General features: G+C 40.3%; 33 protein-coding genes. 26 read left to right on the top strand and 7 right to left on the bottom strand.

Annotation, left to right across the window (positions count from 1 at the left end):
* The first annotated feature begins 70 nt into the window (after window positions 1–70).
* From ychF to NSQ37_RS05195, 9 genes are all read left to right on the top strand, one after another.
* Window positions 71–1,171 carry a redox-regulated ATPase YchF gene (ychF, locus tag NSQ37_RS05235; protein ID WP_004392975.1) on the top strand — a complete coding sequence of 367 codons (1,101 nt, stop codon included), beginning with the start codon at window positions 71–73 and terminating at the stop codon, window positions 1,169–1,171.
* Window positions 1,172–1,282: 111 nt separating this feature from the next.
* The gene (gene rpsF / locus NSQ37_RS05230) at window positions 1,283–1,570 is read left to right on the top strand and encodes a 30S ribosomal protein S6 (protein ID WP_004392977.1); all 288 of its coding nucleotides are present in this window, start codon (window positions 1,283–1,285) and stop codon (window positions 1,568–1,570) included.
* 39 nt (window positions 1,571–1,609) lie between these two features.
* Entirely contained in the window at window positions 1,610–2,128 is a 519-nt protein-coding gene (gene ssbA / locus NSQ37_RS05225) for a single-stranded DNA-binding protein SsbA (protein ID WP_004392979.1), read from the top strand.
* A 43-nt stretch (window positions 2,129–2,171) separates the two neighbouring features.
* A complete protein-coding gene (gene rpsR, locus NSQ37_RS05220; RefSeq protein WP_004392983.1) occupies window positions 2,172–2,411 on the top strand; it encodes a 30S ribosomal protein S18 in 240 nt (79 codons plus the stop codon).
* A 192-nt stretch (window positions 2,412–2,603) separates the two neighbouring features.
* A complete protein-coding gene (locus NSQ37_RS05215) occupies window positions 2,604–3,185 on the top strand; it encodes a bifunctional transcriptional activator/DNA repair enzyme AdaA (RefSeq protein ID WP_043020839.1) in 582 nt (193 codons plus the stop codon).
* Window positions 3,182–3,739 carry a methylated-DNA--[protein]-cysteine S-methyltransferase gene (locus NSQ37_RS05210; protein ID WP_015240986.1) on the top strand — a complete coding sequence of 186 codons (558 nt, stop codon included), beginning with the start codon at window positions 3,182–3,184 and terminating at the stop codon, window positions 3,737–3,739. The genes NSQ37_RS05215 and NSQ37_RS05210 overlap by 4 nt, the downstream gene beginning before the upstream one ends.
* Window positions 3,736–4,494, top strand: coding sequence for an exodeoxyribonuclease III (gene xth, locus NSQ37_RS05205; RefSeq protein WP_043020840.1), 759 nt, complete (start codon window positions 3,736–3,738; stop codon window positions 4,492–4,494). Before NSQ37_RS05210 ends, xth begins: the two co-directional genes overlap by 4 nt.
* A gap of 63 nt (window positions 4,495–4,557) precedes the next feature.
* A complete protein-coding gene (locus NSQ37_RS05200; protein WP_015240984.1) occupies window positions 4,558–5,502 on the top strand; it encodes a LacI family DNA-binding transcriptional regulator in 945 nt (314 codons plus the stop codon).
* A gap of 51 nt (window positions 5,503–5,553) precedes the next feature.
* Window positions 5,554–5,934, top strand: a complete 381-nt coding sequence (locus tag NSQ37_RS05195; RefSeq protein WP_015418645.1) for a VOC family protein — start codon at window positions 5,554–5,556, stop codon at window positions 5,932–5,934.
* Window positions 5,935–5,966: 32 nt separating this feature from the next.
* Here NSQ37_RS05195 and NSQ37_RS05190 read toward each other — a convergent pair whose 3' ends face one another.
* A complete protein-coding gene (locus tag NSQ37_RS05190) occupies window positions 5,967–7,298 on the bottom strand; it encodes an MFS transporter (protein ID WP_007615061.1) in 1,332 nt (443 codons plus the stop codon).
* A gap of 214 nt (window positions 7,299–7,512) precedes the next feature.
* Here NSQ37_RS05190 and NSQ37_RS05185 point away from each other — a divergent pair, with 214 nt between their 5' ends.
* Window positions 7,513–8,409: a CPBP family intramembrane glutamic endopeptidase gene (locus tag NSQ37_RS05185; protein WP_052828059.1), complete on the top strand. Its 897-nt coding sequence runs from the start codon at window positions 7,513–7,515 to the stop codon at window positions 8,407–8,409.
* Here NSQ37_RS05185 and NSQ37_RS05180 read toward each other — a convergent pair.
* The gene (locus NSQ37_RS05180) at window positions 8,406–10,295 is read right to left on the bottom strand and encodes a thioredoxin domain-containing protein (protein ID WP_341123384.1); all 1,890 of its coding nucleotides are present in this window, start codon (window positions 10,293–10,295) and stop codon (window positions 8,406–8,408) included. The two genes, NSQ37_RS05185 and NSQ37_RS05180, sit on opposite strands and share 4 nt — an antisense overlap.
* A 38-nt stretch (window positions 10,296–10,333) precedes the next feature.
* The gene (locus tag NSQ37_RS05175; protein WP_077199439.1) at window positions 10,334–10,495 is read right to left on the bottom strand and encodes a DUF255 domain-containing protein; all 162 of its coding nucleotides are present in this window, start codon (window positions 10,493–10,495) and stop codon (window positions 10,334–10,336) included.
* A 290-nt stretch (window positions 10,496–10,785) separates the two neighbouring features.
* Between NSQ37_RS05175 and NSQ37_RS05170 the strand changes: the two genes are divergently transcribed.
* Window positions 10,786–11,169 (top strand): DMT family transporter, encoded by a 384-nt coding sequence (locus tag NSQ37_RS05170; RefSeq protein WP_152187160.1) that lies wholly within the window; start codon window positions 10,786–10,788, stop codon window positions 11,167–11,169.
* Between the two features lie 251 nt (window positions 11,170–11,420).
* On the opposite strand, the gene NSQ37_RS05165 is transcribed toward NSQ37_RS05170, so the two are convergent.
* Window positions 11,421–12,278, bottom strand: coding sequence for an arginase family protein (locus NSQ37_RS05165; protein ID WP_341123381.1), 858 nt, complete (start codon window positions 12,276–12,278; stop codon window positions 11,421–11,423).
* A 345-nt stretch (window positions 12,279–12,623) separates the two neighbouring features.
* Here NSQ37_RS05165 and NSQ37_RS05160 point away from each other — a divergent pair, with 345 nt between their 5' ends.
* On the top strand, window positions 12,624–13,820 hold the full coding sequence (locus NSQ37_RS05160) for a Rap family tetratricopeptide repeat protein (protein ID WP_341123379.1): 1,197 nt from the start codon (window positions 12,624–12,626) through the stop codon (window positions 13,818–13,820).
* Between the two features lie 112 nt (window positions 13,821–13,932).
* On the opposite strand, the gene NSQ37_RS05155 is transcribed toward NSQ37_RS05160, so the two are convergent.
* On the bottom strand, window positions 13,933–14,463 hold the full coding sequence (locus NSQ37_RS05155) for an ImmA/IrrE family metallo-endopeptidase (RefSeq protein WP_341123378.1): 531 nt from the start codon (window positions 14,461–14,463) through the stop codon (window positions 13,933–13,935).
* On the bottom strand, window positions 14,460–14,843 hold the full coding sequence (locus NSQ37_RS05150) for a helix-turn-helix domain-containing protein (RefSeq protein WP_341123377.1): 384 nt from the start codon (window positions 14,841–14,843) through the stop codon (window positions 14,460–14,462). Before NSQ37_RS05150 ends, NSQ37_RS05155 begins: the two co-directional genes overlap by 4 nt.
* Before the next feature lie 293 nt (window positions 14,844–15,136).
* On the opposite strand from NSQ37_RS05150, the gene NSQ37_RS05145 reads away from it, so the two are divergent.
* The 8 genes from NSQ37_RS05145 (at window position 15,137) to NSQ37_RS05110 (ending at window position 19,695) form a co-directional block, all read left to right on the top strand.
* The gene (locus NSQ37_RS05145; RefSeq protein ID WP_341123376.1) at window positions 15,137–15,316 is read left to right on the top strand and encodes an ICEBs1 excisionase; all 180 of its coding nucleotides are present in this window, start codon (window positions 15,137–15,139) and stop codon (window positions 15,314–15,316) included.
* Between the two features lie 32 nt (window positions 15,317–15,348).
* A complete protein-coding gene (locus NSQ37_RS05140; protein WP_445661284.1) occupies window positions 15,349–15,573 on the top strand; it encodes a hypothetical protein in 225 nt (74 codons plus the stop codon).
* A 53-nt stretch (window positions 15,574–15,626) separates the two neighbouring features.
* A complete protein-coding gene (locus NSQ37_RS05135; RefSeq protein ID WP_341123374.1) occupies window positions 15,627–15,887 on the top strand; it encodes a hypothetical protein in 261 nt (86 codons plus the stop codon).
* A 205-nt stretch (window positions 15,888–16,092) separates the two neighbouring features.
* Window positions 16,093–16,221 carry a hypothetical protein gene (locus tag NSQ37_RS05130; protein WP_341123373.1) on the top strand — a complete coding sequence of 43 codons (129 nt, stop codon included), beginning with the start codon at window positions 16,093–16,095 and terminating at the stop codon, window positions 16,219–16,221.
* 36 nt (window positions 16,222–16,257) lie between these two features.
* The gene (locus NSQ37_RS05125; RefSeq protein WP_106022318.1) at window positions 16,258–16,635 is read left to right on the top strand and encodes a YdcP family protein; all 378 of its coding nucleotides are present in this window, start codon (window positions 16,258–16,260) and stop codon (window positions 16,633–16,635) included.
* A 35-nt stretch (window positions 16,636–16,670) separates the two neighbouring features.
* Window positions 16,671–18,113, top strand: a complete 1,443-nt coding sequence (locus NSQ37_RS05120) for a helicase HerA domain-containing protein (RefSeq protein ID WP_341123371.1) — start codon at window positions 16,671–16,673, stop codon at window positions 18,111–18,113.
* Entirely contained in the window at window positions 18,106–19,161 is a 1,056-nt protein-coding gene (locus NSQ37_RS05115) for a replication initiation factor domain-containing protein (protein ID WP_242304539.1), read from the top strand. Before NSQ37_RS05120 ends, NSQ37_RS05115 begins: the two co-directional genes overlap by 8 nt.
* 261 nt (window positions 19,162–19,422) lie before the next feature.
* Complete coding sequence (locus NSQ37_RS05110; protein WP_088680222.1) at window positions 19,423–19,695, top strand: hypothetical protein; 273 nt, start codon at window positions 19,423–19,425, stop codon at window positions 19,693–19,695.
* On the opposite strand, the gene NSQ37_RS05105 is transcribed toward NSQ37_RS05110, so the two are convergent.
* A complete protein-coding gene (locus NSQ37_RS05105) occupies window positions 19,682–20,239 on the bottom strand; it encodes a hypothetical protein (protein ID WP_341123368.1) in 558 nt (185 codons plus the stop codon). The two genes, NSQ37_RS05110 and NSQ37_RS05105, sit on opposite strands and share 14 nt — an antisense overlap.
* A 94-nt stretch (window positions 20,240–20,333) precedes the next feature.
* On the opposite strand from NSQ37_RS05105, the gene NSQ37_RS05100 reads away from it, so the two are divergent.
* From NSQ37_RS05100 to conC, 6 genes are all read left to right on the top strand, one after another.
* Entirely contained in the window at window positions 20,334–20,600 is a 267-nt protein-coding gene (locus NSQ37_RS05100; RefSeq protein ID WP_106022322.1) for a hypothetical protein, read from the top strand.
* Between the two features lie 16 nt (window positions 20,601–20,616).
* Window positions 20,617–20,898 carry a hypothetical protein gene (locus NSQ37_RS05095; RefSeq protein WP_106022323.1) on the top strand — a complete coding sequence of 94 codons (282 nt, stop codon included), beginning with the start codon at window positions 20,617–20,619 and terminating at the stop codon, window positions 20,896–20,898.
* A 73-nt stretch (window positions 20,899–20,971) separates the two neighbouring features.
* Window positions 20,972–21,148: a hypothetical protein gene (locus NSQ37_RS05090; RefSeq protein WP_187957401.1), complete on the top strand. Its 177-nt coding sequence runs from the start codon at window positions 20,972–20,974 to the stop codon at window positions 21,146–21,148.
* Window positions 21,149–21,263: 115 nt separating this feature from the next.
* The gene (locus NSQ37_RS05085; protein WP_003328171.1) at window positions 21,264–21,413 is read left to right on the top strand and encodes a hypothetical protein; all 150 of its coding nucleotides are present in this window, start codon (window positions 21,264–21,266) and stop codon (window positions 21,411–21,413) included.
* Window positions 21,414–21,440: 27 nt separating this feature from the next.
* The gene (locus NSQ37_RS05080) at window positions 21,441–22,505 is read left to right on the top strand and encodes a conjugal transfer protein (protein ID WP_341123363.1); all 1,065 of its coding nucleotides are present in this window, start codon (window positions 21,441–21,443) and stop codon (window positions 22,503–22,505) included.
* 15 nt (window positions 22,506–22,520) lie between these two features.
* Window positions 22,521–22,769 carry a transposon conjugation system subunit ConC gene (gene conC, locus NSQ37_RS05075; protein ID WP_087961787.1) on the top strand — a complete coding sequence of 83 codons (249 nt, stop codon included), beginning with the start codon at window positions 22,521–22,523 and terminating at the stop codon, window positions 22,767–22,769.
* Window positions 22,770–22,776: the final 7 nt, after the last annotated feature.

Here is a 22,776-nt window from a genome sequence, read left to right as displayed (position 1 = left end):
CCTCCTTATAATTGCTCTAGGTTTACAATACGTTTATACGATGATGGTTTGATATAGAGGAGATGAAAGAATGGCTTTAACTGCTGGAATTGTCGGTTTGCCGAATGTCGGAAAATCGACGTTATTTAATGCAATTACCCAGGCTGGTGCCGAATCAGCCAACTACCCGTTCTGTACAATTGATCCGAACGTGGGAATCGTGGAAGTGCCGGATGAACGTCTGCAAAAGCTGACTGAATTGGTGAACCCGAAAAAAACGGTGCCGACTGCGTTTGAATTCACTGATATCGCGGGGATCGTAAAAGGCGCATCAAAAGGTGAAGGACTCGGTAATAAGTTTCTTTCTCATATCCGTCAGGTTGATGCGATCTGCCACGTTGTACGCGCATTCGCTGATGACAATATTACGCACGTGTCAGGGAAAGTCGATCCGATTGACGATATTGAAACGATCAATCTTGAATTGATTCTTGCCGACATGGAGACAGTCGAAAAACGCATCACGCGTGTGAGCAAGCTTGCTAAGCAAAAAGACAAAGAAGCGGTTTTTGAATTTGACATTCTGTCTAAATTAAAAGAAGCTTTCGAACAAGAAAAGCCTGCCCGTTCCGTTGAATTTACGGAAGAACAGCAAAAGCTTGTGAAGCAGCTTCATTTGCTTACGTCAAAACCCGTGCTTTATGTAGCAAATGTAAGCGAGGATGAAGTGGCTGATCCTTCAGATAATGAATATGTTGCGAAAATCCGGGAGTACGCCGCGGGTGAAAACGCCGAAGTTATCGTCGTCTGTGCGAAAATTGAGTCTGAAATTGCTGAATTGGAAGGCGAAGAAAAGCAAATGTTCCTTGAGGAGCTCGGCATCGAAGAATCAGGTCTTGATCAGCTGATTAAAGCGTCATACTCTCTTCTCGGCCTTGCGACATACTTTACGGCGGGCGAACAGGAAGTGCGCGCATGGACATTCAGAAAAGGCATGAAAGCTCCTGAGTGTGCGGGTATCATCCACACTGACTTTGAACGCGGCTTTATCCGCGCTGAAACGGTTGCTTATGAAGACCTTTTGGCAGGCGGCGGAATGTCCGGAGCGAAAGAAGCCGGAAAAGTGCGTCTGGAAGGTAAGGAATATGTAGTCCAAGACGGAGATGTCATTCATTTCCGATTTAATGTATAGGACACAGTTGTAAAGGGACAAGAGCTTTGGTATAATATAAACTTGTGAGTAATAGAATTATTGCTCCTTGCCCATTATAGGGCCGCTTAGACCAAAAGGAGGTGCAAACAGATGAAAAAGTACGAAGTTATGTACATTATCCGTCCGAACATTGACGAAGAGTCAAAGAAGGCAGTTATCGAGCGTTTCAACAACGTATTGACTTCTAACGGAGCGGAGATCACTGGAACAAAAGATTGGGGTAAACGTCGTCTTGCTTACGAAATCAACGATTTCCGTGACGGTTTCTACCAAATCTTAAACGTTCAGTCTGAAGCTGCAGCGGTTGCTGAATTCGACCGTTTAGCTAAGATCAGTGACGATATCATTCGCCACATCGTTGTTAAAGAAGAAGAATAAGCAATTTGAAATATATAATGTTAAAAGGTGGTCTTTCATATGCTTAACCGAGTTGTATTAGTCGGAAGACTGACAAAAGACCCAGAGCTTCGTTATACGCCAAGCGGTGCGGCTGTCGCCACGTTTACTCTAGCTGTGAATCGTACATTCACGAACCAGTCCGGAGAACGTGAAGCCGATTTCATTAATTGTGTCACTTGGAGAAGACAAGCCGAAAACGTTGCAAACTTTCTTAAAAAAGGAAGCCTTGCCGGCGTAGACGGCCGACTCCAGACAAGAAATTATGAAAACCAGCAGGGACAGCGTGTCTTCGTGACAGAAGTCCAAGCTGAAAGTGTTCAATTTCTTGAGCCTAAAAACAGCGGCGGTTCTGGATCAGGCGGATACAACGAAGGAAACAGCGGCGGAGGCCAATACTTTGGCGGAGGCCAAAATGATAATCCGTTCGGCGGAAATCAGAATAACCAGAGACGAAATCAAGGGAACAGCTTTAATGATGATCCATTTGCCAACGACGGCAAGCCGATTGACATCTCGGATGATGATCTTCCGTTCTAATAGATTATCGCTATATTCATAACGAGAAAGGTGGGAAATGACAATGGCAGGAGGACGCAGAGGCGGTCGTGCGAAACGCCGTAAGGTTTGTTACTTCACTTCTAACGGCATTACGCACATCGATTACAAAGATGTAGATCTTCTTAGAAAGTTTGTTTCTGAGCGTGGTAAAATTTTACCTCGCCGTGTAACTGGAACAAACGCGAAATACCAACGTAAATTGACTATCGCGATCAAACGCGCACGTCAAATGGCTTTACTTCCATACGTAACTGGCGAGTAAGCCGAAAGAAAAGAGCAAGAGCCTGCGGGCTCCTGCTCTTTTTTTATATCAATCCCCCTCCATCCTGCCGAAATGTTTCACATGAAACATGGAAGTGCTCCTGACACCTATCTTTGTTATCTTGCTCCTCTATTCAAAAACGCGTACTTATGCAATGAATTTGTTTATACTGAAAAACAGGGGGTGGATGAGATGGAGACAGACAGAAATATCCTGACTGATGAAAAGTGGAGCGCAATCATACACAATGATGCTTCTTATGACGGGGCATTTTATTATGCAGTAAAAACGACGGGGATTTTCTGCCGGCCTTCTTGTAAATCGAGAGTTCCGAATAAAGATAACGTGCTGGTGTTTGATACGGCTGATGCAGCGCTCGAGAGACATTTTCGTCCCTGTAAAAGGTGCCGGCCGAACGGTCTTCGTCTTCCTGATGAAGAATGGATTGCTCAAATCACTGAGTACATTGACCGCCATTATCACGAATCCCTGAATCTGAGCGTACTGGCCGAAATGTGTCACGGCAGCCCCTATCATTTACAGCGGACATTTAAAAAAATCAGGGGAATATCCCCGATTGCGTATATACAGAAAATAAGATTGTCGAAGGCGGAACACCTTTTAAAGCATACTGATATGGCAGTCATGGAGATCGCTCTGACTGTCGGAATTCCAAACACAGCGCATTTCGCGACCCTTTTTAAAAAGGGAACCGGGAGTTCGCCCACAGAATACAGAAAAACGGCCAAAATGGGACAGGGAGGTTCAATATGAGTAAAGAGCCTATGATCTATTGGACACTCTTCACACGGAATGATTGGAGCCTGTATACAGCCGCTACATCTAAGGGGCTTTGCTTTATAGGGTCAAATCATGGAAGCTTTGAAGAGCTTGAGCAGTGGGCAAAAAAATCACTGCCGCAATACCGATTGGCACGTGATGATGAAAAGCTGGCGCCTTACACGGCAGAGCTGTCCGAGTACATTGACAATGGCAGATCAGCTTTTTCAGTGCCGGTGGATCTTTACGGGACAGAATTTCAGCTTGCTGTATGGAAAGCGCTTATGGACATACCGTACGGCGAGACATACTCCTATTCGGATATAGCAGAAATGATTCAGAAACCGGCAGCCGTAAGAGCCGTGGGCGCCGCAATCGGGAAAAATCCGGTATTGATTACGGTTCCGTGCCATCGCGTCATCGGAAAAAACGGGAAACTGACCGGGTTCAGAGGCGGTTTAGAAATGAAAAAGCAGCTGCTGGCATTAGAGGGCGGAAACATTGAAACACTGAAATACCGGCTGAGCCGGACAGGAGGGATCACATGAAACTGATTTCTTGGAATGTAAACGGCTTGCGTGCCGTGATGAAAAAGATAGATATCAATACTTACGTTCAGGAAACGGAAGCCGATATTCTATGTCTGCAAGAAACAAAAGTACAGGACGGACAAGTATCATTACAGCTTGAAGGATATCACGCCTATTGGAACTATGCGGTGAAAAAAGGCTACTCAGGCACGGCTGTTTTTTCGAAAGAAAAGCCGCTGCACGTGTTCTATGGACTGGGGATTGACGACCATGATCAAGAAGGACGGGTGATCACGCTTGAATTTGAGCATGTGTTTGTCGTCAACTGTTATACGCCGAATGCCAAACGCGGATTAGAGCGAATTGATTACCGTCTTCAATGGGAAGCCGATTTTAAGGATTATCTGCAGAAGCTTGACCGGAAGAAGCCCTTGATCTTATGCGGCGATCTGAATGTCGCACACAGGGAGATAGACTTAAAAAATCCGAAAGCCAACCGGAAGAACGCCGGTTTCTCGGAGCAGGAGCGGGAAGCGTTCAGCGCCCTGCTGAACGCGGGATTTACCGACTCATTCCGCTATTTATATCCTGACCAGGAAGGCGCGTATTCCTGGTGGTCTTACAGGACGAACGCACGTGAGAAAAACATCGGCTGGCGGCTTGATTACGTCATTGTTTCAGACAGACTGAAGCAGCGGATCAGCCAAGCGGCCATTTGTGCCGATATCATGGGTTCTGACCATTGCCCTGTTGAAATGACATTGGATTTATGATGAGATAGCAGTAAGAGAAATCCACTCTTGCTGCTTTTTTTATCACCGAAAATGGAGGAGCACATGGCAAATATAAAAGAGATAGCGAAACTGGCGAATGTGTCGGTGGCCACCGTATCACGCGTATTAAACCGACATCCGTACGTATCTGAGGAGAAAAGGCGTCTTGTGAATCAAGTGATGAAGGAGCTGGATTATACCCCTAATCGAACCGCCATTGATCTGATTCGCGGAAAGACCAATACAATCGGCGTGATTTTGCCGTACAGCGACCATCCCTGCTTTGACAAAATTGTAAACGGTATCACGAAGGAAGCGTTTGCCCATGATTACGTGACAACCCTTCTCCCCACCAACTATGACCCCGCTATAGAGATGACATATTTCGAACTGCTGAAAATGAAAAAGATTGACGGACTGATTGTCACGTCCCGGGCGAATGAATGGGAAACCGCCGTGCCTTACCTGGAATACGGTCCCATTGTCGCTTGTGAATATACACAGCATCAAGAGATTCCCTGCGCTTATAATGACAGGCAGGCAGCATACAGAGAAAGCTTTTTGTATTTGAAAAACCGCGGGCATCAAGACGTTGCTTTTACATGTGTGCGGGAAGCGGAAAAAAGCCCGAGTACGGCCGACAAGGTAACCGCATATAAGGCGGTTTTCGGCTCTCTTGATGAAACCCGCATTCTGGTCGGATGCCATGATATGGACGACGGAAAGCGTGCGGGTGAGCACTTCTGGGGTTTCGACAAGGCGCCGACGGCCATCTATGCGCACAGTGATGACGTGGCTGCCGGCTTGTACCAGTTTGCGAAAGAACAGAAATGGAACGCGGAGATCATCGGCGAGGGAAATCTGAGCGTCAGCCGGGCATTGAATATTCCATCCCTGGAACTTCATTTGGAACGGGTCGGAAAGGAAGCATTTTTATTGTTTTTTCACGAAGAAACGGCTAAAAAACAAATTATGCATCAATTTCAGCGGAAAAAAGTCTTGAGCTGAAATGGGTTTCATGCTTTATAAATAGATTGAGAAAAAAAGGGAGGCGGACATATGCGAATTGAACATGCAGCGATATGGGTGAAAGATTTGGAACGGATGAAAGAGTTTTATGAGACATACTTCGGCGCCAAGGCCAATGACCTTTATCATAATGAGAAAAAAGATTTCAAATCGTATTTTCTTTCATTTGACTCTGGATGCAGGCTGGAACTTATGAAAAAAGGCGGCATTGATGAAGTTCCGTCACAGAATATGACCGGATGGGCGCATCTCGCATTTTCTACAGGCAGCAAGGAGCGGGTGAATGAATTGACGGAAACGTTTAAAAACGATGGATTTCAGGTTGTAAGCGGCCCGCGCGTGACGGGTGACGGATATTATGAGAGCGTGATAGAGGATGGGGAAGGCAATTTGATAGAAATCACAGTGTAACAGTGCGGAGTGATTCCGCACTGTTTTATTGATTAAATTTGCTGTGCATTTGTTTTCGGGCCGAAGAGGATTAACAAAACGGAACATAGAAGCCAGCAGCCGCCGATGAACAAAAAGACGCTGATGTAGCCGAGCTTAACGGCAATAAATCCGACGAGCAGGGAGCCGAATATGTTGGAAAAACGGCCGAGCCCATACGCCAGCCCGCTCCCGGCCGAGCGATATTCCGTAGGATACGGTTCCGATGTGTAGGCGTATAGATTTGAGGTGAAGATCCGTTCCGTGACGTTAACGACAAACCCAAACACAATAATCATGACGGGAATAAACGTCATGCCGTATAACAGTCCGGCAATGGCAGTCAGAAAGGCGCTTGCGGCCAGAATCCATTTCCTTTGGAACGTTTCGGATATCATGGAACCGAGCAATGCGCCAAGCGGCGCGCCGACAGAGTGAAGCACATTGTACCACAGCGTTTTTTCCATGGTGATGCCGTTGCTTTTCAGCAGGCTGGGCACCCATGAAGCAAAGCCGTAAAAGCCAAAGGTTTCAAGAATCCATACCGCTGACAGGATGATGGTGATCTTTAAATTCCTGCCCTGAAACAGCCCTAAGTAGCCTGCGTGCTTCACTGTATGTACTTCTGCCGCCTCTTTTGGCGCGGGAAGCGGGCCTTTTTCTTTCTCTGCACGTGCTTCAAGACGGTTCATAATGGCGTTTGCCTGATCATATGCGCCCCGATTTTCGTGCCAGCGCGGCGATTCCTCAAGCCGGCGGATAAAAAAGAAATAAATGAGTCCGGCCGCCCCCCATACGAATACGAGCCGCCACCCCCATGAGCCTAAAGGAATGACAAAAGCGGAAACAACGTTTGTAACGGGAACGCCGATTAGCCCGATCATGGCGCAAAGGGAGATGTATTTTCCCCGTACGGAGGATGGAAAAAATTCCGCCAAATAGCTGTTCGTCACAATCATGGCGGCCGCGACGCCGAGCCCGGTCAAGAAGCGGAAAATCATTAAGGACGGAATGTCCCATGCCAGCGCATTCAGAAAAGATGAGATCGAAAAGACAAGGACAAAACAATTCAGCGCTTTTTTCCTGCCGATCCGATCGGACAGCCTTCCGCCGATGGACGCGCCTAAAAACATGCCCAGGAAGGATGCGGCCGTGATGTCGGCAATGGTGGACAGCTTCACGCCCCAATGCTCAATCAGCGCCGGAGCCACGTTGCTGAGCGTAAACAGATCAGCGAGATCAAAAAAATAGATGATTCCGAGAGCGGTTAATACTTGATAGTGCACACGTGAAATGGGGAGACGGTCTAATCGGTTCGCTACATTTGAGAATGTCTGATGTTTCATAAAAAACCCCCTGACTTTGCAATTGTAATCAGAAAATACTGTGAATTTATCTGACGAATACATTATAAAGGTCTTTTTTTGGCAAAAACAGAGTGTAAATAACCAGAGCCAAAGGAAACGGCATAGCGCTTTCTTCTTAAAATATATAACATTTCCTATATCTGTTTTTGTTTATATTGTAAAATGTTGAAGGAAAGGAAGTTGATGCATAAATATGAATACGTTTGTACGGCCCGCAGAGGGAAAAAATAGTGTATCGAGATATATTCTTTCTCTGTTGGTCATTGTGGGTTTGTTCTTTTTCGGAAGCATACTGACCGTGTTTTATATGTTTCTCACGTCCGCTTTCAATCCTTCACTGACGATAAATTGGGATGAGGGGGCATTAAGTGACCCGCTGGCGGATATTTATTTACAGCATATCGTCTATTTCATAGCGATTCCGGGCATTTGGATAGCGGTTCGTTTCATTATGAAACGGCGGTTTTTATCCATCATCACACCGAATCAGTCGCTGAACTGGAAGAGAATTTTCTTTGGATTCGGCACATATGTTGTGCTGATGTTTATCGCGGGGCTGATTGATTTTACAATTCATCCGGATCGTTTCTCGCTTCAGGAATTCCATGCTTCACGTTTTCTGCTCCTGTTAGCGGCGGCCGTCTTGTTGGTGCCGATTCAAACCTCTGCGGAGGAATTTCTCTTTCGCGGTTTTCTGCTTCAGTTCGCCGGAAAATTGACGGCAAATGCGGTGGTTCTGACAGTCATTATCGGCGGATTATTCGGCGCACTTCATTTCGGGAATCCAGAGATGGATAATGGGGCTCTCTGGGCGGGAATCGGATATGTCACCATTGGCATGATCTGGACCTTTATCACGATTAAAACGGGCAGTCTGGAGATGTCCCTTGGCGGTCACGCTGCCAATAATATGTTTTTATTTATCTTTCTCACAGAGGATCATTCGGTGTACGGCGGCATTCCATCGATATTTACAACAGCAGCCGGCGGCTATGAAATATATGATTGCATATCGACTCTGGTGATCAATATCATCTTCGCATGGCTCGCATTCCGTTTTGTGAAAAAAGAAAAGCAGCAGGCCGCCTAGGCTCTGCTGCTGATTTGTAAGGTGTTCATCGCTTCATCAATATCCGTCGTCGGCCTCCGGCAGGCGAAATTCTCACAAATGTAGACCGTTGTCTTCCCGTCGATTATTTGATAACCCGCGGCAAAGTCAGAAATGCCGGCAAGCTCTTCCGGATGTTCTGCGGCGAGAATCGTATAGGCGGGAGTGAAATGCTCCTGAAGCGCCTCAATGAAACGTTTTCTGTCCGGGTCATCTTTCCTTCCGAAAACAACGATTTCGTTTTGGGGCATTGTATGTGCCAGTACGCTTTGCATGAAGAAAGCGTTGCTGCTCGGATAGGCCTCTATTTCCCGTTTGAACACAGAAAACATCGCTTCGGCTTTTTCAATCAGTGATATATCACCCGTCAGGCGGCCGAGACGAAGCAGCTGTACGGCAGCCGCGCTGTTTCCGGAAGGCACGGCCCCGTCATAAACCTCTTTTTCCCTGACAAGAAGGGTCTCAGCATCATTCCCCGTAAAGAAGAAACCTCCGTGCCGTTCATCCCAGAACAGCTCCAGCATGCTTGTACATAACGTTTTCGCTTTCTGCAGATAAGACGGATTAAAACCCGCTTCATACAGTTCAAGATAAGCCCAGATGAGAAAAGCGTAATCATCGACAAACCCTTTGTTTTTCACTTCGCCCTCGCGATAGCGGACCATGACGCGCCCGTCCGGCATGAGGTGCCGTTCGAGAAAGCGGATCGCTGTTTCCGCCATGCTGAGAAAGTCAGGCTCGTGAAATACCTTTGCGGCTTTTGCCAGCCCGGCAATCATGAGCGCGTTCCATGAGGTCAGCACTTTGTCATCTGTATGCGGATAGCTTCTGTTTTCACGGGCCTCCAGCAATTTTGTTCTTGCCTCTTCAAGGCGTTCAGCCAGTTCATGTCCGGTGAGGCCGGTCTCTTCGAGAATGGCCTCACGCCGCGTGAAAATGAGGTGCGGGATGTTTTCGCCTTCAAAATTGCCTTGATCTGTGATGTTATACACCTTGCAGTAAAGCGGGCCGAGTTCATCACCGAGAAGGTTCATGATTTCTTTTTTGGACCATATGTAATATTTCCCCTCACGGCCTTCGGTATCAGCGTCTAAAGCTGAGAAAAAGCTGCCGTCTTCATGCGTCATTTCCCGCTGAATAAACATTACGATCTGCATCGCAATCTGTTTGTAGCGCTCATTACCCGTGACTTGGTAGGCTTCTGTATATGCGGTCAGGAGAAGGGCGTTGTCATACAGCATTTTCTCAAAATGCGGCACGAGCCATTCATTATCAGTCGAGTAGCGGGCAAAGCCGTACCCAATGTGGTCAAAAATTCCGCCGTTCGCCATGCCGTCGAGTGTCTTGGTTACGCCGGCCAAAGCCTGTTCCTTGCCCGTATAGCTGTAGTAGCGAAGCAGAAACATGAGCATATGCGGCATCGGAAATTTCGGAGCCTGGCCGAATCCGCCGTACACTGTATCAAACCCGCCGGCCAGCTGGCGATACGTGTCATGAACAGCCTGTTCGCCAAGCATGCCCTCGGCCGGGTGAACCTTGACTTCAAGATGAGCGGCGGCGTTTTCGGCGATATCCTCGACATGCTGCCGATCATTCGCAAACGTTTCGGACAGATGTTCAAGCACATCGATAAAGCCCGGACGGTTAAATTTGCTCGTCTTCGGAAAATATGTCCCCGCATAAAACGGCTTCTGATCTGGGGTGACGAACACGTTCAGCGGCCACCCGCCCTGCCCCGTCATCAGCTGGCAGATTCTCATATACACGGAATCCACATCAGGCCGCTCCTCACGATCAACCTTGATGGCTATGAATTTATCGTTTAACATACCGGCGATCTCTTCGTCCTCAAAGGACTCGTGGGCCATTACGTGGCACCAATGACATGTGCGTGTAGCTACCCGAGCTAGCTATACCCAATAGATACGAGAACAGGTTTGTTTTCGCGTTTCGCTTTTTCAAATGCTTCTTCTCCCCAAGGGAACCAGTTTACAGGGTTATGAGCATGTTGAAGTAAGTATGGAGACTTCTCAGCGATTAATCTATTGGGTTTATTGTTAGTGGGCATGGGATCACCTTCTTTCACTTTTAACTATTGGTTGCTAATTTTACTTTACCATAATGGAGTTTAGTTTATACCTTATTAGATTATCTAGGTTAGATTTTATCTACTCGTCTAAGGAATAACAGCCATATGTGTGCGCACAACTTTTTTTAAAAATAAAGACTTATAAACATTTGTTGTTTTTTGTAAAGTTGTAATTAATAAAGAAAGAGTGAAAGTGAACCTATATAGGGTTTATTTAAGACAAAGGTTTTTAATGAGTTGATTAATTAATATTGGAGGGAGAAGTAAAAATGGCTTATTTATACTTAGTACTCGCAATTTCAGGGGAGCTTATTGGTTCATCGCTGCTCAAGGCATCAGAAGGATTCTCGAAAATTTTTCCTACTATTGGTTTGATTATTTCTTTTATAGCTTCTTTTTTCTTTTTATCACTTGCAATGAAGACAATTCCACTGAATACCGCATACGCACTTTGGTCTGGAATAGGGATAGTTGCTACCACTATTATTTCAATTTTGATTTGGAAAGAAAAAATTAACGTTGCCAGCGTCACAGGAATTGCTTTAATTCTGGTGGGGGTTGTAATATTAAATCTTTTTGGACCAGGGCATGGTCAATCTAATAGTGATGAAAATACAGGTGCAACAGCAGTAATTAATAATGAAACCGAATGACTAAATAAATTACAACGCCTGTTTAAGAGTCAATTGTTTAGATCGTGTATATATACCAAATAAAAACTACTGACACAGCTCTCAATAGTTTTTTTGTGTCGAGTTAAGTTGTTGTGTACATTAATTAAAGTAAGGGTTGTTAAGTTTTGGACTTACTGTCAAGCCTCTAAAGTATGTCTATCCGGAAGACTCATTACCTAAAAATTAAAAAAATAAAAAAATGATCTGCTTAAAAACAGATCATTTTTTAACTATTGTTCAAAAATTTCTAATTCTGCTAATAAATTTTTCAAATTTATAGAATCCCATGGTAAAAACTCTGCTATTGTAAATCCGACAACATCATTTTCTTTAAAAACACCTTTTAATATATTCAATAATTCTTTAAGAGTCATCTTTCCGGATTCTGCAGGAAATTCTGTTACACCAGGCTCAGAGAAATATAAAGATCTAAAAAAATTTGGATCTAATACGTCTAAATCAAAATGAACAGCTATTTTAGTAAAACCATTCTCTTTAATCCACTTTTGTATATCTTCAGATTTTAAATTGCTTTTGTCTTGAACTGTATAATTTAGATTTAATTCCTCTAATGATTTTACTTCTAAATCAAGAGGCTTTTGCAATCCAACATATAAAAATTGATCTGAATCAAAAGGATATTCAACGCTTTTAGATAACTCTGGATCTCCTGCTCCTAATAAATTCCCTAAAACCATAGCATGTTCGTGATGAAATTCTTTTGGGGTTGAAACATCAGGATGGGAATCTATCCAGATGATTCCTAGTTCTTTTCCATATTTACCATGAAGATAATCGAAAGGTGCTTGAGACACTAAGCAAGTCCCACCAAAAGTAATGATTTTATCTGGCAATTCTTTTTTCAGAACTTCTGCTGCCATACTCACATTTCGTTTAACAGTAGATTGAGCAACCACACCATTTTCTTTTTCTAATTCTTCATTTTTCGGTTCATCAATATTTAATTTTATCTCTTTTTGGTTGGCATTTTTAGGAGCTAACCATGACAGTAATTCTGCACCAAAATAATACTCTCGCTTATTTCCACCTTGCCAATCAGGGGCTATTAACCTTATTGTTTTACTCATAAACATTAAACCTCCATTATTAAATTAATCCATTTAATTCAAACTTTATCAGTTCACTACATTTGTATCAATAAATTGGTCTTTTAATTTCTTATTATCTTGGCAGGTTACCATAGTAACGATAAACAAATACAAGAACTGACTGTTTATTGATAAAAGAAATGAAAAAATGCTGTCAAGTCACAAAAGTATCGCTATTACCGCAAAAAAAACGCAATCATATAGCTAAGGAGTAGCTAAAATGTACCTTTTCACATTAGGAATTGTAAATGGTTTTTTGATCTGACATAATACAATTAATGTAAATATTCTAATAATTTTGTAAATCTGTGGGGTGAGATTTTCTTGGATCATACATCTATAAAAAAAGAAAGGATTCCGTATGAAATTTTAATATCTAAGTTAAATTCATGGTATACAATTATAAAGAAAAATATGATTGAAGAAGCCCAAAAGAAGAAGTTAGAAATTGAATCCCTTTTAGAAGAAGTTGAACTGAAGCAAGATGTCCTCCTATATTATCAACTTTTAGATTTTAGACATGAACTGATGCTAATTTATTTGAGATCGAAAGACGTTGAAGAAGTTAAGAATACCTATGAAATTTTGAAGGAAAAAGAAGGCAGTTTATCAAAAATGCTTGAGTATTATTTCTTCTTTTTCATGGGGATGTACGAATTTAGAAGAAAAGAACTTGTTTCTGCAATAAACGCCTATAGTTTGGCTGAAACCAAATTATCAGAGATTGAAGATGAAATTGAACGTGGAGAATTTTATTTTAAAGTATCAGAAGTATATTATTATATGAAACAAACTTATTTTTCGCTGAGTTATGCAAAGAGAGCTATAAAGATATACCAGAAATTTGACATTCATGATGAAAGAATACTTCATTGCAGGTTTATTGTAGCTGGGAATTTAATTGATACTTTAAATTACAATAGTGCAATTAAGGAATTGAAAAAAGGATTACAGGATGCTTTTAAAATCGGGAAAAAATATCTCATTGCAACATTTCATATGAATTTAGGTATTGTTTATAGGAGTGTTGGTCAATATGATTTGTCGATTCAAAATCTCATGAAGGCATTGCAAGTTTTTCAAGAGGAAAAGCATATTTTCATGTCTAAAACTTTATTTAATTTGTCTCATGTATTAGCACAAAAAGGAGTAATGAATAAAGCGCTTCTTTATTTTGAACAAGGAAGTGCCATTGCTATGCGTAACAATGATTATGAATACCAAGCCAAATTCAAATTGCTAAAGGGACTATATTTTTCAGATGAGGATGTTTCTTTAATTAATGAGGCCTTAGATTACTTTCAATCGAAGAAATTATTTGCTGATATCGAAGAATATGCTCATGAAGTTGCAGAGTTTTATTATGAAAAAGGAAATTCTTCGCTCTCTAACGAATATTATCGTAAGGTAATAGCAGCCAGAAACGAAATTCGAAAAGGGGAGATTATTCATGAAGAAAAAAATGATTGCCTTATCAATGACGATTTTAATGGGGATGACAGTACTGGGCTTATCCTTTAATTCAGATACTTTTGGTCATCAAGCTAAATCTGAAAACGTAATTAGTATTGCATCAGATCGGCTTGGAAGCTAAAGTAAACCCACTCGTTTTTCGTGAGTGGGCTTTTTTTCTTTATATAGAGATTTCGCATACATGATTAATTCCTGTTTCCATTCGGTTTCTTGACAAAAGTTTCAATTGTGAGTGTTTGTGCTGTATGACATGTGTAGGTAGATTGAAGAAAGATGCTAGTTGATGGATTGTTAAGTTTTGTATTTCGAATAAATGTTCTTTTAATAATTTGTCTGGAAGTAACAATTCAGAAGCGAATATATTTGCTTGGTGTTCTAACTTATCTTTTAAGACAGCGGAGCAATTAGCCACTTTAAAAGCATTTAAATTTTTGTGGAGGAAATAATGTCCTAGTTCGTGGGCAACAATGAATTTTTGGATTGTTTGGTGCGTTAGTTTTTCGTTTGTATGGATTATATAACGATTTTCTTCTTTAAGATGTTGAAGTAAACCTTCGGCTTTTCCTAAGTTGTTCTTGGTTATGATTATATTTAGTTGTTCGCAAATTTCATAAACATCATTAGTTCCGTAACTCAACAAGATTAACTGTACTTTGTGTTTTATGTTTTTGCTCGTATAAATTGGTATCACTCTTTCCTCTTTAATTCATCTACAAGCTTTATTCCATTTTTTAATGCCTTCTTAATTAGGAGAGCTGTTTCTTCGTCGAACTCACCGTCATTTTTAAAGAGTAGTGTATCCTCATCTTTTAGTTCCTCAATTACTTCATTAAATGTTTGGGTTAATTTTGAAGCTTTATTGTTGCTTTCAATTGGGGCTTTACCTACTAAATAATCAGTTGAAACATTATACAAGTCGCTTAATTGCTTTAATGTTTTTGTGTCTGGATCACGAAAATTTCTTTCATAATTAGAAATGACTTGGTTAGAAATGTTAAGTTTTTGAGCAACTTCAATTTGAGAAAGTCCACGTTTTTTTCTCGCTTCTTTTAATCGTTTTCCTAAGCTCATATAAATTCGTCCAATCTACAGAAAGTTTATTTTTATATTATCACCATCAATGTAACCAAGCTAGGACTTACCGATTATCTTTTCGATAAGTTTAATTTGGTTGTTGACTTAAACTAAATGCATAAATATAATGGTTTTACATTCATTATATGTAACATGAATTTTTGCACTGAAATAAAAAAACCTATTGTTTTTATGCTTAAAGTTTAATTTTGCATTGACTTAAACGTATAGTTTAATTATAATTAACTTATAAACGAAAAGACGAAAAAGGCAGAAAAGGAGGGAGTTGTTTGAAAGAATTTTTAACTGCTGAAAACATTCAAAACATTTTGGGGGTACGGCAGGCAAAAGCATATCAAATCATTAGGGAGCTAAATGAGGAACTCAAACAAGAGGGATACAAAGTTGTTAAAGGAAAAGTCAGCCGTGCCAGATTTGAAGAGAAATATATTTATAAAACAACGGGGTGAACGTCATTAGTTTAAACCAAACTCATTTGTTTATGAAAGAAGCTGTTCCGTTGGCCAGACAAATGGAAGGTGATTGGATAATACGAATGAAAATTGCTCAGAATTCAGTCATCATAAATCATTATTTAAACCTTCCCTTAACAATTGAAAATGTTAATGAATTACTGCGAAAAGGCGTTTCATATCGCAGGATATGTAAGCATTACGGTATTAGAAGACAAGGCATTGAAAAGCTGCGGCAATCATCCATAGTGTGACGTTATATACCACTATAGGGAGCTGTTAAGAATCCTTTGAAAGGGGGGATGCAATGAAAATAAGGGTAAATGCAACAATCATCACTGATGTTGAAGCTTTAAAGTCCGATAAAGATTTGAAACATTTTAAAGATTATGTGATTTGTGAAACTTTTGTTGTCGATGAAGATAATCATTTAAGGGCTAATGAACAAGTATCCAAGCAGTTAAAAGGTTGGAATTGGTGGTGTATCTGGTCATCTCGTCCATTGAGTAAGAAGGATAACCAAGTGTTTACTTTATATAACGATGAATTGTATAACTTATGTCGCTAGGGGTGTTTGTTCTTTGAAAACTACATATAAACAAAGAAAGCGCCTTGACGAATAATCATCAAGAACGCCGGCAAATAAAAACTAGACACTTTTATTATACGGCATTCTTGTTGAAAAGTCATGCGTGAGTATTTGAGTGATGAACAGCAATCACTTTAAATGCTGTAGCAGGCTAGAATAAGCGTGCGGAATAGCTGTAGTCAGCTTGATGGCTATAATTAGCCTACTAGGTTGCCATGAGGGCATAACGCCGTTAGCAACTGATAAGCGCCAAGATGGATACAGAACCGGAGCGAATCCAAAATATAAAATACGAAATTTAACGATCTTTTGAAAATAAATAATAAAAAATGAAATGGGGATATGAAAAATGAACTTAAACTTTATTGTACCGGATATCAATATGACTTTTGGTGAACTGAAATTTTTAGGTTTAAACCGTGAGCGTTATGCCTATGTGGATGGTAAAAGAACAGATACATTGGAATCAAGGATATATAATCTAGGGTCTAGTGTACAAGGCGGGCAGATTGAAGTGACAATTCCTGCTTATGTTGATTTAAAGGAATTTGATTTCTTTAAGGATGTTGAATTGAAAAATCCGAAAATCATGGCTTCTGCTAGAGCAAATGGGAATTTTGCTAATGTTAACTGGACTGTTGAAGCAGAAGACCTGGTATTAAAAGGCGCAGGGTCTGCTGTATCCTCTAAACCTGCCGCGGTAACTGGTGGGAATGAAAAGAAATAACATGATGCTCTCATATCGGCAGGTGGGTGATATAAATGATTGATTTTTTAAACAGAAGATTTTGGAAATACAGGGGTAAACGAATCCGCCCGTACATGAGAAACAACGTAAAATTAGCAGGTGCAATTATCTTTGTGCCTGTTTTTTTGTTATCTATGTTCCTCTTTTGGAAAGGTCATCTTCTTCACTTTGATGTATTTCAAGTGATTGATCACTTTGAATGGAATGTACCTTTGATCGTTAAAAGTTTGGTTTGCTCGTTGTCAATTGGTATTGGAAGTGTGTATGTTGCCTATTTAACTTTTAATGGATTTTTTAAAAGGTTAAAGCACAGGCAGATGCTTACAAGAATGGTTTTCTCTAACAAGTTTTATGAAAAAGATCATGTAAAGGTTAAAAAGCTATTCTCAAATGATACAGGGACAAAGGAAAAAATCACTTACTTTCCTAAGGTGTATTACCGAGTTAAAAACAATCACATTTATATCCGTATTGCTATGGATATGAGCCGTTTTCAGAATCGCTTCCTAGACTTAGGAAAAGATTTGGAAAACGGCTTATTTTGTGACTTGGTTGATAAGCAAATGGAAGAAGGCTTTGTGTGCTTTAAGCTTCTTTACGATGTCAAAAAGAATCGTATTTCCATTGATGATGCAAAAGCTGAGAATGGGGTCCTTCCGTTAATGAAGCATATTTCATGGCAATTTGATAAGTTGCCGCACATGCTCATATCCGGTAGCACAGGGGGAGGGAAAACCTATTTCATGTTGACCATCATAAAAGCGTGTGTGGGACTTGGAGCAGATGTGAAAATCTTAGACCCAAAAAATGCTGATTTAGCCGACTTGGAAGAGGTGATCCCGAAAAGAGTCTATTCGCAGAAAACTGGCATTCTTATGTGTTTAAGAAAGTCAGTTGATGGAATGATGGAGCGAATGGATGAAATGAAGAAAATGCCCAATTACAAGACGGGTGAAAACTATGCCTATTTAGGGCTAAAACCTGTTTTTATTTTCTTTGATGAATACGTGGCATTTATGGATTTACTAGACATGTCAGAAAGGAATAAAGCCTTATCCTATATGAAACAATTGGTTCTGTTGGGTCGTCAAGCTGGTTATTTTCTTGTTTTAGGGGCACAGCGACCAGATGCAAAATATCTAGCTGATGGGATACGAGATCAATTTAGTTTTCGTGTTGCTCTTGGCAATATGTCTGATACTGGTTATGGGATGATGTTCGGTGACGTTGATAAAACATTTATGGAAAAAGACGTGAAAGGTCGAGGATATGCCTATGTCGGCACAGGTTCAATATTAGAGTTTTACAGTCCAATTGTGCCGAAAGGATATGATTTTATGTCATCTATTAAAAATGCGCTGGTTGGAGTCGAGGGAGCGCAGGCGACGGCAGTCGCCAGCGGCAGCGTAAGCGACCAGACGGCCAGCGGCGAAGGAGTGAGCGAAGCGAATGGATGAGCTAAAACAACCCCCCCACGCTAACAGGGGGGTAGTAATGTTAGAAGAAGAAAAAGAGAACGTTGAAAATCCTTTAGTATCAATGGTTGACTACATTCGAGTCACTTTTAAAACTCACGATGTTGACCACATTATTGAGAATATTCTCCATCTGAGTAAAGATTTTATGACTGAAAAGCCCAACGGCTTTTATGGATACGTTGGTACGTACGAACTGGACTATATCAAAGTCTTTTACTCTGCGCCAGATGATAACAGAGGTGTTTTGATTGAGTTGTCTGGTCAAGGTTGTAGACAGTTTGAATCATTCTTAAAGTGCAGGAAGAAAACATGGTTTGACTTCTTTCGGGATTGTATTCAAAATGACGGTTCATTCACTCGCTTTGATTTAGCGATTGACGATAAAAAGACATACTTCTCAATCCCTGAATTGCTAAAGAAAGCCCAAAAGGGCGAATGTATTTCACGATTTAGAAAATCAGATTATAACGGTTCTTTTGATCTCTCGGATGGTCAAATGGGTGGAACGACAATATACTTTGGCTCAAAAAAATCAGAAGCTTATCTATGTTTCTATGAAAAAAATCATGAACAGGCTGAAAAATACAATATCCCGTTAGAGGATTTAGGTGACTGGAATCGCTATGAAATTCGTTTAAAAAACGAACGGGCACAAGTAGCCATTAAAGAACTGATCAAACGACAAGATTTGACATATATCGCATTACAGATTATTAACAACTATGTGAAATTCGTTGACCCGAACGAAAGAGAACGTCGATATTGGGAAACAAGTGATTTCTGGCAAGCTTTTATAGGGGATGTAGGCAAATTGAGACTTTTCATGAAGCCGCAAGAAGACTTTTACCAAAAATCAAGAAACTGGCTTCGTAACTCTTGTGCCCCTACTATGAAAATGGTGCTTGAAGCTGATAAGCATTTAGGGAAAACTGATCTTTCAGATATGATCGTAGAAGCTGAATTAGCAGACAAACATAAAAAAATGCTAGATGTGTTTATGGCTGATGTTGCTGACATGGTTGTTTAAAAACAAGCTGCTAAACCTTTATAAACATAAGTGATGCGATTAAACGTATGTGTCAACGGTACCGGAACGAAGTGAGGATAAGGAGTTGACATATTCAGCGCCAGCCAAACCCTCTTGGCATTGAACAAACAACCGTTTGTTCCTGCCTACCGGCGAGGGAGTCCCCCGATGATTCGGGGGAATAGGGGGATAGATTAACAGCAATCCAACGTGCATACGTTGGTGGGTTTGGGCAAAGCCCAAGAAAGGAGAGGTTTTTGAATGGCAATTGGAGCTATTGATTTTGCTACTTCTACTGGAGGAAAATATGATGACCCAATGAGGGTTTTTCTAATTGTGCTTGATGAACATGTTTTTATTCTGAATGCCAGTTCTTTAGAGGACGTTAACAATTTCTTAAAAAAAGAGTTTCCCGAAAATATTGAAAAGCCATTTGCAATTATGGAGTTAACCAATTATCAGCTTAAAATATTGGATAAACCTTATATCGAGAAACTCGTTGATGATTGTAGAGAACTTTTTAATATTCGATAAACAGATTGTTATAAAAGTAAGGTATGAATCTTATAAACCGGTCTAGTTTTGGAAATCCAAAATAATAACAAGTAAAAGTTTTATCGGTATTTAGATAATTCACTAATTCTTTGAGGTGTTTAAATTTATTGAGATTAGAAGAGAAAACTTTAATTGAAGGTGTGTCGTTCACAATTTCATTTAGATGATTTTTATGATGTTGTTCTGTTGTGAACTTTATAACATCGTGTCCATTTTCATTAATAAATTGCGCTTTCCCATAATAGACACGTAGTTCAAACTCAATCTCGCTGGGGGAATCAAGAGAATAAAACAGTTCGTTTAATGTTAGTTTCATATTACTGTTAATTTCAACAACTGAGTTCAGATTATTGTCTAACTCAGTATTTTTTATATCTATTAGTTGTGCTAAGGATTTGACCTCCCTATTTGTTAGGGAAATCTCTGCGGGGGTTGTTTTTACATCTCTTTTGGCTAAATAATCATCGTTTGATTCAATAAATGAAGGCGAATGCTGTTTTAAAACTAAAGAGAAATTAGGCATATAACCACTCCTATCTTTAAGTTATTTCCACCACATGATTAGGAAGAATTATACATTACTTTGTAGGATAGTGCATTCCTAAAAGGGGGATAAGATGTTTAATATTAATCTGTTGAATCAGGCCCGACTAGAGAGTGATTTGGAGTCTCTTGGCTGTTTGGATATTGCTGAGGAACTCATTGAAAAGATGATGGAAGACGTCTTTTACAGTGATGTTGCTCAAAGAGTCATAGTCCAAACCCTTGCGGTTATAGATAATGTGAATGCCAAACTTCAAGCTACCTTCAACATACTGGAGGATGAAGACGTCGAGACAGATGAAAGAATTGTAGAGTTTGAAGGAATTAGCTACTACCAATAAGGGGTGAAAATGTGCGGTGTCTGCTGTAGACAAACGATTCAAAAGCTTGGGTTTTAATGTGGGTATCCCCTCTTTAGTTTTTGTGAGAAGTTTAAGCAGAGATTGTATGTTGGTTGTCGAAGGCGAACGAATAAAAGGGTTTGCTGAGTATCGTTACACATTCTATAAGACAAGATATTTGCCGGACGGTCGAATGACTAGCTTAAAAGTTTATATGGAGAATCAAAGCATCAAAAGGGTGTTACATCGTGTAGCATCCTTTTTATTATTTCTAGAAAAAACAAAGCAGATTTCATGAAAAGGGAGTGGTAAAAAGGGGTGTGTTATACTTATGATGGAAATATATAATCAAGTTAGAGGGAGTTTTGTGAATGTCTTGGTGGAAATGGGTAAATATAGCTTGTATTGTAACGCTAATTTTAGTTATTGGTATTAAGTTATTAACTGATCAACAGGTAAGTACACCTCTATTAGTATTTTCATCTATTGTTATTCTAAGTAGCATATTAAGATTTATTGGGAAAAAACCTTCATTTAAAGCAAATTAAATAATCTATAATCATCAGTTCAATGTGATGAACAAGTAAGGATGTTACAACATGTAGCATCCTTTTTATTATTCCTTGAAAAAACAAAACAGGTTTGAAGAAAGCGAGGTCTTTCATGAAACAGAGTGTTGAGGTTGTTGAAATTAAAGGTAAGCCAGTGGAAGTAATCGTGACGGAGTTAAACGAACCGAACTATGAAAAAATGGCGAGAGCCATTTTGAAAATGACAAGAAACATGAAAGTTAACCAGGAGGAAAGTGCTTAGAAATCTATGAAAGGAGAGTGAATCGAATTGCTCCATAAAGAAATTGGCTCGGATAAAAAAGAAGAGTCCTTTTTTCGGTCTGCCTTTCAAAAACTGAAACGAATTGAAAGACCGGAAAAAGACAAACAGAAAGTCCCTCGTGACAGGTCGAAACTGATAGCCGTCACATTGTGGTCTTGTGTCGGTGGCTTGCTATTTATCTGCTTGCTCGCTGTGCTTCTGTCAATTAATACTCGCTCTCAGCTTAATGATATGAAAGATGAAGCCAATAAGCCAACAAATGACGATAAACAAAAAATTTCGGTGACTGCTGCTGAAAACTTTCTATCAGGGTTCATCAATGAATATGTGAATGTGAAGAACGATCAAGAATCTATTGAAAAACGAATGCAGAGCCTTGAAAGCTACATGGTGAAACAGGAAGATAACCATTTTGAACATGAAGAACGCTTCAATGTGGATGGTTTAAAAGGTGATCGAGAGTTAAAAGATTACAGCTTATATAACGTGAAAGAAGGTGATAAAAACAGCCTTTTTCAATATAAGGTCACATATGAAAATCTATACCCTGTAGAAAAGGAAGTTGAAAAAGAAGTCAAAGATGGAAAGAAGAAAAAGAAGGTGAAAGAAAAGGTTAAAACAAACGAAAAATCAGAAAAACAAATGTTGCTGAATATTCCAGTCACAAATAAAGGTGATTCCTTTGCGGTGTCTGCTGTTCCTTACTTTACACAGATTTATGATCTAAAAGGCGATATTGCTTCTAAGAGTAATGAAGAAACTAGAGACGAATATGCAGGCGAGAAAAAAGAATCTATCGAATCATTTCTTCAAAATTTCTTTGAGAAATACGCTTCTGAAAAGAAAGAAGAAATGGTTTATATGATGAAAAAGCCGGAAGCGTTGGAAGGAAACTTGTTATTTGGGGAAGTGCAGTCAGTGAAAATCTTCGAGACGAAAAAAGGTTTCGAGGTTTTTTGTGCTGTTCAATTTAAGGAAAAAGAAAATGACATTCCGGTAAATGAAAAATTCAGTTTAGAGATTACGGAGAACAGTGGTCAATATTACGTGAAAAAACTTACTCATCAATAGGAGGTAAAAATCAATATGGAATTTATGAATTTCTTTATTCTTGGCGCAGACCTTCCAACGCTTGGAGGGGTAAAAGGATGGGCATCTGATGTTGTTATCCAATTCATTACGATCGTGGTCATGTTCATAGCCGCAAAGAATCTGATGAAATTAAAAATGGGCGGCATTATCTTTGTTTGCTGTATTGGCAGTGCGGTGACGTGGGTTATTAAACACTGGTCAGAATTCTCCGGCTGGATCAATGCGCTAATGGAAAAATTGTAAGGGGGCA

The sequence above is a fragment of the Bacillus sp. FSL P4-0334 genome (assembly GCF_038004825.1).
GTDB classification, from domain to species: Bacteria; Bacillota; Bacilli; order Bacillales; family Bacillaceae; genus Bacillus; species Bacillus velezensis.
The sequence above is the reverse complement of the archived record's forward strand: the minus strand, read 5'-3'. Positions and strand labels throughout refer to the sequence as shown.